Origin of the sequence: Bradyrhizobium glycinis (assembly GCF_016031655.1) — a bacterium.
GTDB classification, from domain to species: domain Bacteria; phylum Pseudomonadota; class Alphaproteobacteria; order Rhizobiales; family Xanthobacteraceae; genus Bradyrhizobium; species Bradyrhizobium glycinis.
In genome coordinates this window covers 282,643-295,751 of the sequence record NZ_JACCHQ010000008.1, presented here as the reverse complement: position 1 = coordinate 295,751, position 13,109 = coordinate 282,643, and the positions used below count along the sequence as shown (strand labels likewise).

The 13,109-nt window shown below is 64.3% G+C and carries 14 protein-coding genes; 4 read left to right on the top strand and 10 right to left on the bottom strand.

Annotated features, from left to right (window positions below; all coding sequences use genetic code 11):
- Positions 1-473: 473 nt before the first annotated feature.
- A complete protein-coding gene (locus tag HZZ16_RS15075; protein WP_028178165.1) occupies positions 474-1,118 on the bottom strand; it encodes a response regulator transcription factor in 645 nt (214 codons plus the stop codon).
- Between the two features lie 86 nt (positions 1,119-1,204).
- Between HZZ16_RS15075 and HZZ16_RS15070 the strand changes: the two genes are divergently transcribed.
- Positions 1,205-2,545: an ATP-binding protein gene (locus HZZ16_RS15070; RefSeq protein ID WP_197949218.1), complete on the top strand. Its 1,341-nt coding sequence runs from the start codon at positions 1,205-1,207 to the stop codon at positions 2,543-2,545.
- 1 nt (position 2,546) lies between these two features.
- Here HZZ16_RS15070 and HZZ16_RS15065 read toward each other — a convergent pair whose 3' ends face one another.
- The 9 genes from HZZ16_RS15065 to coxB form a co-directional block, all read right to left on the bottom strand.
- Positions 2,547-2,912: a nuclear transport factor 2 family protein gene (locus HZZ16_RS15065; protein WP_197949217.1), complete on the bottom strand. Its 366-nt coding sequence runs from the start codon at positions 2,910-2,912 to the stop codon at positions 2,547-2,549.
- A gap of 169 nt (positions 2,913-3,081) precedes the next feature.
- Positions 3,082-3,837 (bottom strand): SURF1 family protein, encoded by a 756-nt coding sequence (locus HZZ16_RS15060; protein ID WP_197949216.1) that lies wholly within the window; start codon positions 3,835-3,837, stop codon positions 3,082-3,084.
- The gene (locus HZZ16_RS15055; protein WP_197949215.1) at positions 3,834-4,235 is read right to left on the bottom strand and encodes a DUF983 domain-containing protein; all 402 of its coding nucleotides are present in this window, start codon (positions 4,233-4,235) and stop codon (positions 3,834-3,836) included. Before HZZ16_RS15055 ends, HZZ16_RS15060 begins: the two co-directional genes overlap by 4 nt.
- A gap of 200 nt (positions 4,236-4,435) precedes the next feature.
- Positions 4,436-5,332 (bottom strand): cytochrome c oxidase subunit 3, encoded by an 897-nt coding sequence (locus tag HZZ16_RS15050; RefSeq protein ID WP_197949214.1) that lies wholly within the window; start codon positions 5,330-5,332, stop codon positions 4,436-4,438.
- Between the two features lie 78 nt (positions 5,333-5,410).
- Positions 5,411-6,058: a cytochrome c oxidase assembly protein gene (locus tag HZZ16_RS15045; protein WP_197949213.1), complete on the bottom strand. Its 648-nt coding sequence runs from the start codon at positions 6,056-6,058 to the stop codon at positions 5,411-5,413.
- A 5-nt stretch (positions 6,059-6,063) separates the two neighbouring features.
- Complete coding sequence (locus tag HZZ16_RS15040) at positions 6,064-6,240, bottom strand: cytochrome c oxidase system small membrane protein (protein ID WP_197949212.1); 177 nt, start codon at positions 6,238-6,240, stop codon at positions 6,064-6,066.
- The gene (locus HZZ16_RS15035) at positions 6,237-7,181 is read right to left on the bottom strand and encodes a heme o synthase (protein ID WP_197949211.1); all 945 of its coding nucleotides are present in this window, start codon (positions 7,179-7,181) and stop codon (positions 6,237-6,239) included. The genes HZZ16_RS15040 and HZZ16_RS15035 overlap by 4 nt, the downstream gene beginning before the upstream one ends.
- Before the next feature lie 61 nt (positions 7,182-7,242).
- Complete coding sequence (ctaD, locus tag HZZ16_RS15030; RefSeq protein WP_197949210.1) at positions 7,243-8,859, bottom strand: cytochrome c oxidase subunit I; 1,617 nt, start codon at positions 8,857-8,859, stop codon at positions 7,243-7,245.
- An 85-nt stretch (positions 8,860-8,944) separates the two neighbouring features.
- Positions 8,945-9,799: a cytochrome c oxidase subunit II gene (coxB, locus tag HZZ16_RS15025; RefSeq protein ID WP_197949209.1), complete on the bottom strand. Its 855-nt coding sequence runs from the start codon at positions 9,797-9,799 to the stop codon at positions 8,945-8,947.
- 458 nt (positions 9,800-10,257) lie between these two features.
- Between coxB and HZZ16_RS15020 the strand changes: the two genes are divergently transcribed.
- The 3 genes from HZZ16_RS15020 (at position 10,258) to lepB (ending at position 13,104) form a co-directional block, all read left to right on the top strand.
- Positions 10,258-10,791 (top strand): invasion associated locus B family protein, encoded by a 534-nt coding sequence (locus tag HZZ16_RS15020; protein WP_197949208.1) that lies wholly within the window; start codon positions 10,258-10,260, stop codon positions 10,789-10,791.
- Positions 10,792-10,903: 112 nt separating this feature from the next.
- Positions 10,904-12,331, top strand: a complete 1,428-nt coding sequence (tldD, locus tag HZZ16_RS15015) for a metalloprotease TldD (RefSeq protein ID WP_197949207.1) — start codon at positions 10,904-10,906, stop codon at positions 12,329-12,331.
- On the top strand, positions 12,328-13,104 hold the full coding sequence (gene lepB, locus HZZ16_RS15010) for a signal peptidase I (RefSeq protein ID WP_197949206.1): 777 nt from the start codon (positions 12,328-12,330) through the stop codon (positions 13,102-13,104). The genes tldD and lepB overlap by 4 nt, the downstream gene beginning before the upstream one ends.
- The last annotated feature ends 5 nt before the right edge of the window (positions 13,105-13,109 follow it).

The window sequence follows — 13,109 nt, the reverse complement described above, 5'->3', positions numbered from 1 at the left end:
AGGCTTTGAACCACCATAGAGTGTTTTGCGGCATCGGGAAACCGCTTCCGGGCCACCCCCCTTGCCCAATGAAAAAGGGCTGCGGCATTGCCGCAGCCCTTCCCTTGGAAGGCCTGTCGTTGTGTGCAGACCGTTTTGCCTCGTCGGGGTCGCCGACCCTCAAAACTGTTCCGGCAAGCTTTCGTCGCCTGTCACGAAATCGTCAAGTCCAAAACCCGCGCATGTCGAAAATGTTCCTATTCTTCCCGACCCGGTTCTGGTTCGTTTCGGCAGCTGCAGCTAAGTCCCCGCCGTGATCCTGGCCCTGAACTCCGCTTTTTCCCGAATTAGCCGCGGAACGAATACAGCCTCAGCCCATTGTGTCGGCGGATGGGTGTCAGCCCGTTGTCCATGCATTGCCCGGCCAACGGCGGCGTCGATCCGTCGGCCGAACCGCTGCATCCTGAAGCAGCCGGTTCGGTCGCTGGCGAAAGTCAGTTCATCCCGATTTCGACTGCGATCCGGATCAGGTCGGAATGGTTCTTGGCGCCAAGCTTCTGCTTGAGCAGGGACGTGGTGTTGGCGACCGTCTTGTAGGAGATGCCGAGCGCCTCGGCGACCTCGACGATCTTGTCGCCGCGTCCGAGCAAGCGGAGAATTTCGAGCTCCCGCGGCGTCATCTGTGACGCGGGGTTGGCCTTGATCGCCGCACCGGAAAACGTCACGGCTTCCGCAAGCTGCGGCGAGATGAAGTTGTCACCCGCGACGACCTTGCGCACCGCTTTCAGCAGGATCCTGGGATCGTCGCCTTTGGAGACATAGCCCTGCGCCCCAAGCTCGACGGCCCGCACGACGAAGGCCGGATCGTCGTTCATGCTGAACATGATGATCTTGGCGTCGGGATCGTCCTTGCGGATGCGTCGCATCAGCTCGAAACCGGAGACGTCGGGCAGGCTGATGTCGATCACGGTGACGTCGGGCCGCTTGCTGACATAGGCGCGATGGCCGGATTTGGCATCGCTCGCCTCGTCAATGCGGATTGAATGATCGGATGCGAACAGGGTGCGGCAGCCGGACAGCACCACAGGATGGTCGTCGACGATCAGGACCCTCGTCGCCAGCTTGGCGGTATCTTGCATCGCGCACCCTCTTGTTTTTCGACTCATAGCCCGCCGGGAATAAATGGAAAGAGCAAATCCCGCCGATACGCGTTAGAATTGACCTAATGTGGCGACGACTTTCGTTCCGGACTCAATTGTTTCTCCCGCTCGGCGCCAGTTTTCTCGCGGCGCTGATCCTGGGCGGCGTGCTGCTTCAGATCTTCGCGACGGATCAATTGGCGGAGGAGAACGAGCCGCGGCGGCGTTCGACTGAGGCGGTCGCCGCCGCGCTCAACAACGCCTTGAGCGCATCGGACAATCCAAGGCAGACCCTCGACGCCTTTGTCCATTCTTTGGACACCTCCTCCGATATCCAATTCCGCAGCGTGGAAGCAGGTCCCGTGCTACCGCCGAAGGACGACCTGCGCAAGCCGCATGGCGTACCGCGCTGGTTCATCGACCTTCTCGTTGTCCACGACACGGACACGGCATTTCCGGTGATGATCGACGGCAGACGTGTCGGCGATATCGTATTCCTGCAGGACATGTCGGCCGACCTGTTCGAGAAATGGATCGGCTTTCTTGCGCTCGCCAGCCTCCTCGCCGTGCTGATGATTCTGACCGGCACGATTGCCTATGTCATGTCGGGATCTGTCCTGCGCCCACTGCAAGATCTCGGCGAAGGTCTCACGCGAATACGACGGGGCGACTACACGAGCCCAATTCCGGTCCGAGGCCCGGCGGAAATCCGGCAAGGCTGCGAGGAGGCGAATGCGCTGGCTGCAACGCTGGCGCAATTGAGCCAGGACAATCGCGATCTGATGCACCGCCTGGTGTCGCTGCAGGATGACGAGCGGCGCGATCTCGCCCGCGAACTGCATGACGAGCTCGGGCCTCTCCTCTTCAGCATCCGCGCCGGCACGATCGCGCTGACCGAGACCTCCCAGCCGATGGGACATCTCGGCAATTCGGCACAGGACCTGCTGCAATCTGTGGAGGCACTGCAGCAGACCAACCGCCGCATCCTCGACCGGCTGCGGCCGCTCTATATCGAGGAGCTCGGGCTTTCGCGCAGCGTGCAAACGCTGCTCCGGAATTTTCGCAAGCAGGCACCTCACATCGTCCTGACGGACAAGATTGATCCCGATCTCAGCGGAATCGGCGAGCCGCTGGCGCAGACCGTCTATCGCGTGATCCAGGAGGCACTGACCAACGTGCTGCGACATGCCAACGCCGGCAACGCCCACGTGCAGGCGACCGTTGTCGACAAGACGCTCGTCGTCGAGATCTCCGACGATGGCGGCGGTTTTCCTGCGGACAATGTCTTCGGCCGCGGCCTGACCGGCATGCACGAGCGCGTGCGCGCGCTCAGCGGATCGCTATCGCTGTTGCGCGTAGATGAGCGAACCTACGTGCGCTGCCGCCTTCCGGCGCAGACGATGCGGGACACTCCATCGCCGGGCTGATTCAGCAGGCGCAGCCATCATGCGCATTCTGCAGCGCCGGTTCGCACAGCGTGCTGCGGATCTTGCCATCAGGGCTGAAGCGGAATGAGGCCTGAATGCGCAGCGCGCCGGCGACGGAATATTCGAGGTGAACGCCGTGGGGCGCGGGATGGATCTCTTCCAGCCCGAAGCCTGCCGACGAGAAGGCGCTGAGCCGCGGCTGCCAATAGGCCTCGATCTCGCTCCGGCCGTGATAGCGCCGCGCGCCGTGGCACGTGCATTCGAGCTGCGCGTCGTCGGCATAGAGGTCGAGCAGGGCTGCGAGGTCGCCCTTACGGCAGGCATCCACCCAGTCGACGATAATTCCCATCTGGTCGAAATCACTCACGCCGCACCCAATCTGCCGCGGACAATACCGGCGGCTTAGAACTACACTCGTGAATATGCGCTGAATAATAAACCCCGGGCGATACCGGGTTCCTTCAAGGGACCTGTCGTTTGAGCATGATCTTTTCGGAAAACCGCTACACACTTTTCCGGATCATGCGCCAATGAGCTCAGCTCTGCCGCCGGCCTCTTGCCCACACGCCGAAGGCGATGAGCACGGCGCCTGCAAGCGTGAACCAGGTGATTGCATATTGCAGATGGTCGTCCTTGAGATTGACCTCGAGGGGTCCCGGACGCGGGATGCCGTTCGCCGGCGCGGGCCGTTCGAGATCGATATAGAACGGCGCAACAGCGCCCCAGCCGAGCACGCTTGCGATTGCCAGATGATCGCGCACGAACCAGAGCCGCTTGCCGCGATTCTCCGCCGGTGTCAGCCAGCTTGGCGCCTCGGGAAAGCGCAAGTATCCGGTGAGCTCAACCGGCTCGCCCGTGACGAGCTTCTTCACCGCGCGATCCTCGACGCCGCGATCCTGCATGGTGTTCTCGACGAAGCCCGCGTCGATCACGACCATCTCGCCGCTGGGAAGCCGCGCCGGCAGAAACGCCCAGGTGCCGGGGCCGGAAGCGTCCTTGCGCACCGCGGAGCCGGAGGAATAGACCATCGCATCGGGGAGCGCTGCGTAGGTCGCGGTGAAGCTGACGCGGCGGAATTCGTCGCGGGCGGGATTGAGCGCGGCCCATTGCGCGGATGGCGGCAGCGCAACCGGCGCGGCCGCAAGCCGCTCGGTGAGTGCCGCAATCAACTCGTGCTTGGCTGTGCGGCGCTGCAACTGCCAGACGCCGAGCGCGACGAACACAGCCGTCAGGAACAGCGTGAACAGCGCGAAGCCGGCCACGGGGCCCTTGCGCGACGCAGGCTCGTTCATTTCGCGCGATCGACCAGCCGGCCCGGCGCCGCCTTGTGGTGGAATTGCAGCGCGATCAGCAGCGACTTCATCGAGCGCAGTGGCAACAGCGTGGTGGCGAGGATCAGCGGCAACCAGAGCACGGCATGCAGCCAATATGGCGGCTGATATTTGACTTCGACGATGAGGGCGCATGCAACGACGATGCCGCCCGCCAGCATGATGATGAAGATCGCCGGACCGTCGCCGGTATCGATGAAGGAATAGTCGAGCCCGCAACGGTCGCAAGCGGACGCGAGCGTCAGAAACCCAGCATAAAGCTTGCCCTGGCCGCAGCGCGGGCATCTACAGGCAAGCCCGCGCAGCGCGCTTTGCAGGACGGTGGTTTCGGACGGGGGTGTGCCGGCACTGTCGTTCATGATGGCGGACTCTAGAGCATTTTCGGTTCTGATTGAATCAGAACCGAAGCTCTAGATTTTTGTTTTGACGCGCTTTCTTGACGCGAACCGGTGTCCACTTCGCTCGAAAACGCTCTATCACAGTTTCCGACGAAACTTCCGGCGGCCGAAAAGCGAAAGGGCGGCCCTGCGGCCGCCCTTCCCGATCGGTTCGATACGGCTCAGTGCGCGGCGTGGGCCATGGTCTCGGCGCCGCGTCCCCAGACGTAGATGCAGAGGAACAGGAACAGCCAGACCACGTCAACGAAGTGCCAGTACCAGGCCGCGAACTCGAAGCCGAGATGCTGCTTCGGCGTGAAGTGGCCGGCATAGGCGCGGAACAGGCACACCAGCAGGAAGACGGTGCCGACCAGCACATGGAAGCCGTGGAAGCCGGTCGCCATGAAGAACGTGGCGCCGTAGACGTTGCCGGCGAAGGAGAACGCCGCATGGCCGTACTCATAGGCCTGCACGCAGGTGAACGCAGCGCCGAGGAGAACGGTGAGGATCAGGCCGTATTTCAGGCCCTGGCGGTCGTTCTCGAGCAGCGCGTGGTGCGCCCAAGTCACGGTGGTGCCTGACGTGAGCAGGATCAGCGTGTTCAGCAGCGGCAGATGCCAGGGATCGAAGGTCTCGATGCCCTTCGGCGGCCAGGTGCCCGGGACCGCGCAGGCGCCGGGCTGCGTGCCGAGGCCGCAGCCGAACACCGCATCGCGGGTGGCGTGGACGGCATCGGCGGGAAACAGCGCCGCGTTGAAATAAGCCCAGAACCAGGCGACGAAGAACATCACCTCTGAGGCGATGAACAGGATCATGCCGTAGCGGTGATGCAGCTGCACGACCCGGGTATGGTCGCCCTTGTACTGGGCTTCCTTGATCACGTCGGCCCACCAGCTCGCCATGGTGTAAAGCACGCCCACGGTGCCGATGCCGAACACGATCGGCGCGGCCGAGAACATGTGGTGCATCCAGGCGATTGCACCGACCGCCATGATGAAGGCCGAGAGCGAGCCGACCGCCGGCCAGGGAGAGGGATCGACCAGGTGATAATCGTGATGCTTGGTGTGCGCCGTGGCCATTTCCGTCTCTCTCCTCAATCCCGTGCCTATCAGGCACTTATCCCCTTGTGTCCAACCGCCCGAGCGTGAGCCCTGCGGTCAAAGATTTCCCTTGCGCTTGTCGCCCTCGCCCGATGCCAGCGGTTTCACCACGGGATCGCGCACCGGATAGAACGTGTAGGACAGCGTGATCGTGCTCAGCCCGTCGTTCTCGTGATCGGCCGCGATCGACGGATCGACGTAGAACACGACCGGCATCTCGCGCTTCTCACCGGGCGCCATGGTCTGCTCGGTGAAGCAGAAGCAGTTGATCTTCTGGAAATAGGCGCCGACCGTCAGGGGCGCGACGTTATAGGCGGCCTGGCCCGCAGTGGCGCGCGCCGCCTGGTTGGTCACGGTGTAGAAGACCGTCGCGACCTGGCCGACATTGACCTCGATCTCGCTCTGCTCCGGCTCGAACTTCCAGGGCAGGCCGGGCGCGACGTTGGAATCGAAGCGCACCGAGATCTTCCGCGCGATCGGGCCCGTGGCCGGCGCAGAGGTCGCCACCTGCGTCGTGCCGTTGAAGCCGGTGGCGCGGCAGAACCAGTTGTAGAACGGCACCGCCGCGTAGGAAGCGCCGACCATCAGCGCGACCACGCCGCCGCAGATGGACGCGACCACCACATCGCGCCCCAGCCCGCGGCGCTTGGCCGGGCTGCCCGACTTGGCGCTGACGTCCTGCGATATGGTCGGCTCGTGATCCATGTTTCCTACATCGGCCGCACGAGCACTGCCGGCCCCTTGACCATGGTGACGGCGAAGAACAGCACCACGAGCACGCCGAGCGCCAGAGCGATGGCGATGGAGCGCTGACGCCGGCTCTTCTGCTGCGCCTCGGTGAGGACGATTCCTTCCGGCTCGGGTTTGTCGGCCATCGCGGTGATCATGCGCCCCCAATCATCGGAGCAAGCGCCCGGTACACGACTTCGGCCAGCAGGGTCGCAAACAGCGCAAACAGGTACAGGATCGAGAAGGCAAACAGCTTGCGGGTCGCGCGCAATGACGCAGCTCGCGTCCGGCGGAGATAGACGTTGATGGCGAGCACCAGCATGCCGGCACCGAGGATCAGCGAGACCACGCCGTAGACGGCATCGAAATAGCCGAGCGCCCAGGGCGCGGCGGCGACTGCGATCAGCACGATGGTGTAGAGCAGGATCTGCAGACGCGTCGCGTCGGGACCGGCGACGTTGGGCAGCATCGGAATGCCGGCGCGCGCGTAGTCGTCGGAGCGGAACAGCGCCAGCGCCCAGAAATGCGGCGGGGTCCAGAAGAAGATGATGGCGAACAGCAGCAGCGGCTCGACATCGACCGTGCCCGTCACCGACGCCCAGGCCACCACCGGCGGCAGCGCGCCGGCCGCACCGCCGATCACGATGTTCTGCGCGGTCCAGCGCTTCAGCCACATCGTGTAGATCACGACGTAGAAGAAGATGGTGAAGGCGAGCAGCGCGCCCGCGATCCAGTTGACGAGGATGCCGAGCGTCATCACCGAGAAGAAGGCGAGCGTCATGCCGAACGTCATCGCTTCAGGGCGGGTGATGCGGCCGCGCGGGATCGGCCGGTTGGCCGTGCGCGACATCTTGGCATCGATGTCGCCTTCGAGCGCCATGTTGAGCGCCCCGGAGGCGCCGGCACCGACCGCGATGCAGAGCAGCGAGGTGATCGCCAGCACGGGATGGAAATGCCCCGGCGCCATCGCCATCCCGACCAGCGCGGTGAAGATCACCAGCGACATCACCCGCGGCTTGAGCAGCGCGAGATAGTCGCCAACCTCCGCTTCGGAGATGCGGGGATTGCTGTCGATGGCGTTGTGGTCGAGCACGGACACTTAGATCTACTCGTTTTGTTACAGCGCCGCGGCGCCCGTCACGGGCGCCGCGGGGGATTGCTTACTGCACCCGGGGCAGCACTTCGAACTGATGGAAGGGCGGCGGCGAGGACAGCGTCCACTCCAGCGTGGTCGCGCCCGCACCCCAGGGATTGTTGCCCGCCGGCACCTTCTTCATGTAGGCGTCAAGCACGCAGTAGAGGAAGATCAGCACGCCGAAGCCGGAGATGTAGGAGCCGAGCGACGAGACCAGGTTCCAGCCCGCGAACGCGTCGGGGTAATCGACGTAGCGGCGCGGCATGCCGGAGAGGCCGAGGAAGTGCTGCGGGAAGAACACCAGGTTGACGCCGATGAAGGTAACCCAGAAGTGCGCTTTCGCGAGGCCCTCGTTGTACATATAGCCCGACATCTTCGGGAACCAGTAGTACCAGCCGGCGAAGATCGCGAACACCGCACCGAGCGACAGCACGTAATGGAAGTGCGCAACGACGTAGTAGGTCTCCTGCAGCACGCGATCGACACCCGCGTTCGCCAGCACGACGCCGGTGACGCCGCCGATCGTGAACAGGAAGATGAAGCCCACCGCCCAGATCATCGGCGCGCGGAATTCGATCGAGCCGCCCCACATCGTGGCGATCCAGGAGAAGATCTTCACGCCGGTCGGAACCGCGATGACCATCGTGGCGGCGACGAAATAGGCCTGCGTCGCCGATGACATGCCGACCGTGTACATGTGGTGCGCCCACACCACGAAGCCGATGCCGCCGATCGCGACCATGGCATAGGCCATGCCGAGATAGCCGAACACGGGCTTGCGCGAGAAGGTCGAGACGATCTGGCTGATCATGCCGAAGCCGGGCAGGATCAGGATGTAGACCTCCGGGTGACCGAAGAACCAGAACAGATGCTGGAACAGCACGGGGTCGCCGCCGCCGTCGGGGGCGAAGAAGGTCGTGCCGAAATTGCGGTCGGTGAGCAGCATGGTGATCGCACCGGCGAGCACCGGCAGCGACAGCAGCAGCAGGAACACCGTCACCAGGATCGACCACACGAACAGCGGCATCTTGTGCAGGGTCATGCCCGGCGCGCGCATGTTGAAGATGGTGGTGATGAAGTTGATGGCGCCGAGGATCGAGGACGCACCGGCGAGGTGCAGCGACAGGATCGCGAAGTCGACCGCCGGGCCGGGATGGCCCGAAGTCGACAGCGGCGCGTAGATGGTCCAACCCGCCCCGACGCCGTTGGCGCCCGGCTCGCCCTCGACGAAGGTCGACATCAAAAGCAGCGCGAACGAGGCCGGCAGCAGCCAGAACGAGATGTTGTTCATGCGCGGGAACGCCATGTCGGGCGCGCCGATCATCAGCGGCACGAACCAGTTGCCGAAGCCGCCGATCATCGCGGGCATGACCATGAAAAAGATCATGATCAGGCCGTGCGAGGTCACGAACACGTTGTAGGTGTGGGTCTCGTGGAAGACCTGCACGCCCGGATACATCAGCTCGGCCCGGATCGCGATCGACATCGCCGCACCAATGATGCCGGCGATGACCGCGAAGACCAGGTACATCGTGCCGATGTCCTTGTGGTTGGTCGAATAGACGTAACGCCGCCATCCGGTCGGATGGGCGTGCTCGTCATGATGCGCGTGATCGCCGTGTGCCGCTGCGCTCGTTGCCATTTTCAAATCCTGCCTTGCGTCCCATTGGGACCTTTGGAGGTCCCGCCCTTTGTCGCTTTCAGTCCCTCAGGCCGTCACCCGGCGCTTACTGCGTCGGGCCGGCCGCGGAGGCGTAGGTGCTGGTGCCGCCGCTCGCAAATTTCTTCTTCGCCGTCTCGACCCAGGAGGCAAACTCCTGGTCGCTCACCACGCGCACGGCGATCGGCATGAAGGCGTGGTCCTTGCCGCACAGCTCCGAGCACTGACCGTAATACATGCCGGTCTTGGTGGCCTTGAACCAGGTCTCGTTCAGCCGGCCCGGGATGGCGTCGATCTTGATGCCGAAAGCCGGCACCGCAAAGGCGTGGATCACGTCGGCGCCGGTGGTCTGGACTCGAATCACCTTGTTGACCGGCACCACCATCTCGTTGTCGACTCCGAGCAGGCGCGGCTGCTTGTCCTGGGCCATCAGCGAGTCGAACTCGAACTTGCCGTTATCCGGATAGGCATAGGACCAGTACCACTGCTTGCCGGTCGCCTTGATGGTCAGATCCGCCTTCGGCACGTCGAGCTCCAGGAACAGAAGCCGGAACGACGGCACCGAGATGCCAACCAGGATCAGCACCGGAACGAGGGTCCACGCCACCTCGATCAGCGTGTTGTGGGTGGTCCGCGACGGCACCGGATTGGCCTTCGCGTTGAACTTGACGACCACGATCACGAGCAGTGCCAGGACGAACAGCGTGATCAGGGTGATCAGCACGAAGAGGAAGTTGTGGAACCAGACGATGTTGTCCATCACCGGGGAACCGGACTGCTGGAGCGTCCACTCCCACGGCGCCGGCTGCCCGAGGTCGGCCAATGCCGCACCACCCGTCGCCAGCGTGACTCCAGCCGCCACCAAGGCGATGGTGGCCAATCCCAGCAATTGCCGGCCCACCCGACCCATCGACATCCTCATGTCGTCGCGCTCCCCTTCCGAAATCACCCCAAGTGCATTCCCCTCTTTCCGGGAAACGCTTATTCGATCCGCCAGTCCGACAAACCGCCACGCAAGAATACCTCTAAGAGGAATTGGGGCCAGATCGCTAGAACGCCGAAATCAAGCCTCTCAAACCATAATTCTTGATCTATCGCAATGCAGTCTTGAGCCCCGTCTACCAGCCATCACCGGCAAGATATTTCCCAGCAAGATCAGACAAAAATACCGTTCCCGGGGACGCTGCGGCTTGACAGCGGAATTGCCCGCGGTAGGCACTGGAAGCCTGCCACGCAGCAGCCTGATTCGTGCGAGCGATGGCGGTGTGGGCGGCGCGGAATTTGCTTGGGAATCGCCTTCAAGACGCCGTCATTCCGTATCAGTCCGCCAGATCAGTCCGCCAAGCGCGAGCAACCCAGGCGAGCAGAGGGACCGACCCGATGGGGCTTTCGAGATCGATGGCAAGGCCGGCGAACGGCGTCCCGGCGCTCACCACCCTTGTGGCTGCGATTGTCCTGCTGGCGCTGCCGGGGCTTGCCCATGCGCAGGGCGCGGTGCGCTCCGTCCATGGCGACTGGCAGATCCGCTGCGACACCCCGCCCGGTGCCCAGACCGAGCAATGCGCCCTGATCCAGAGCGTGGTGGCGGAAGACCGCTCCAATGCCGGCCTGACCGTGATCGTGCTCAAGACCGCCGACCAGAAGAGCCGCTTGATGCGCGTGGTCGCCCCGCTCGGGGTCCTGCTGCCCTCCGGCCTCGGGCTCAAGCTCGACAACCAGGATGTCGGCCGCGCCGGCTTCGTGCGCTGCCTGCCCAACGGCTGCGTCGCCGAGGTCGTGCTGGAGGACAAGCTGCTCGGTCAGCTCCGCAGCGCCAAGACCGCGACCTTCATCATCTTCGAGACGCCGGAAGAAGGCATCGGCTTCCCGCTCAGCCTGAACGGGCTCGGCGAGGGCTATGACAAGCTGCCGTAGGAGCGGCTAACCTTGGCGATCCTTTTGTTTCCGTAATGTGAGGCTTCGCGCTCTCGCGGAACCGGTCCGAAACCATTATCTTGCCCCACATCTTCCGCTAATGGACGGACGCATGACCAATCCTGCCACGACCTCCCTGCTCGACCGTGCCAATCTCGACCGCGACCAGGTTCGCAGCGAGGTCGCGCGCGGGCTTTCGGGCGCTGACGACGGCGAACTGTTCCTGGAATACAGCCAGACCGAAGCGCTGATGTTCGACAATGGGCGGCTAAAGCAGGCGACCTACGACACCTCGCAGGGTTTTGGCCTGCGCGCCGTCAAGGACGATGCGGTCGGCTATGCGCATTCCTCCGACGTGTCGCTGCCGGCGCTGACCCGCGCCGCCGATGCGGTTGCCGCCGTGCGCGGCGGTTACTCCGGCAGCTTTGCCGCCCCGCCGCCGCACACCAATGTGCGGCTCTATGGCGACGACAATCCGCTGGATGCACCGGGCTTCGAGACCAAGGTCAAGCTGCTCGCCGAGATCGACGCTTACCTCCGCGACAAGGATCCGAGGGTGCGGCAGGTCAGTGTGAGTCTCGGCGCAACCTGGCAGGTTGTCGAGATCCTGCGGCCCGACGGCGAGAGCTATCGCGACATCCGTCCGCTGGTGCGCGTCAACATCTCCGTTGTCGCCGGCCAGGGCGATCGCCAGGAGAGCGGCAGCAAGGGCTATGGCGGCCGCGCCGGCTATGCCGAATTCATCGAGACGAGGTCCTGGCGCGAGGCCGCCGATGGCGCGCTGCGCGAGGCGCTGGTCAATCTGGAATCGATTCCGGCCCCGGCCGGCGAGATGGACGTCGTGCTGGGAGCCGGCTGGCCCGGCGTGATGCTGCATGAAGCGGTCGGCCATGGCCTCGAGGGCGACTTCAACCGCAAGAAGACGTCCGCATTTGCCGGCCTGATGGGCCAGCAGGTCGCCGCCAAGGGTGTCACCGTGGTGGATGACGGCACCATCGCCTCGCGCCGTGGCTCCCTGTCGATCGACGACGAGGGCACGCCGACCAACCGCACCGTGCTGATCGAGGACGGCATCCTCGTCGGCTACATGCAGGACCGTCAGAACGCCCGGTTGATGAACATGAAGCCGACCGGCAACGGCCGCCGCCAGGGCTATGCCCATGTGCCGATGCCGCGCATGACCAACACCTACATGCTCGCGGGCGACCGCGACCCGGCGGAGATCATCGCCTCGGTGAAGAACGGCGTGTTCGCCGCGAATTTCGGCGGCGGCCAGGTCGACATCACCTCGGGCAAGTACGTGTTCCAGTGCACCGAGGCCTACAAGATCGAGAATGGCAAGATCGGGGCGCCGCTGAAGGGCGCCATGCTGATCGGCAACGGGCCGACGGACCTGCATCGCATCCGCATGATCGGCAACGACCTTGCGCTCGATACTGGCATCGGCACCTGCGGCAAGAACGGCCAGGGCGTGCCTGTCGGCGTCGGCCAGCCGTCGCTGCTGATGGAACGCATTACGGTGGGTGGAACGGGCGCATGAGCATCGAGAAGGCAACGGTCACCCCGAAGCGGAAAAGCAGCGGCTGGGGTGGCCAACTCGTGCAGCTCGCCGGCATCGTCGCCGCGGTCTTCATCGCCAAGGGCGCGCTCGCCGAGCCGTTCTACGTGCCGTCGGGGTCGATGGAGCCGACGCTCCTGATCGGCGATGCGCTGCTCGCCTCGAAATTCCCCTATGGCTACGGCACCTCGTCGCTGCCGATTCAGATCAGCCTGCCCGAGAGCGGCCGTGTATTCGCGGAGACGCCGAAGCTCGGCGACGTCGTCGTGTTCCGCTGGCCCGGCGATCGCTCGCAGGCCTGGGTCAAGCGCGTCGTGGGTCTGCCCGGCGACCGCATCCAGATGCGGCGGGGCCAGCTCTTCATCAACGACCGCCCCGCCGAGCTGAAGCCCGATGGCGTCGGCGCCGCCGAGGACGACCATGGCGGCAGCGAGCCCGCCTATCGCTATGTCGAGACGCTGCCGAACGGCGTCTCGCATCTGATCTTCAAGATGCGCGACAGCGGGCCGCTCGACAACACGCCCGAGGTGACGGTCCCGGCCGGGCATCTGTTCGTGCTCGGCGACAACCGCGACAATTCCGCCGACAGCCGCGTGCCGCTGCGCTCCGGCGGCGTCGGCCTGTTGCCGATCGATAATCTGATCGGACGTGCAGACGCAGTGGTCGGCTCCTGGGACCTCGGCATGCGCAGCCAGCCGGTGTGGACCTGGCTGTCCGGATTCAGGCTGGCGCGGTTCTTCACCGCCGTGCATTGATTGGT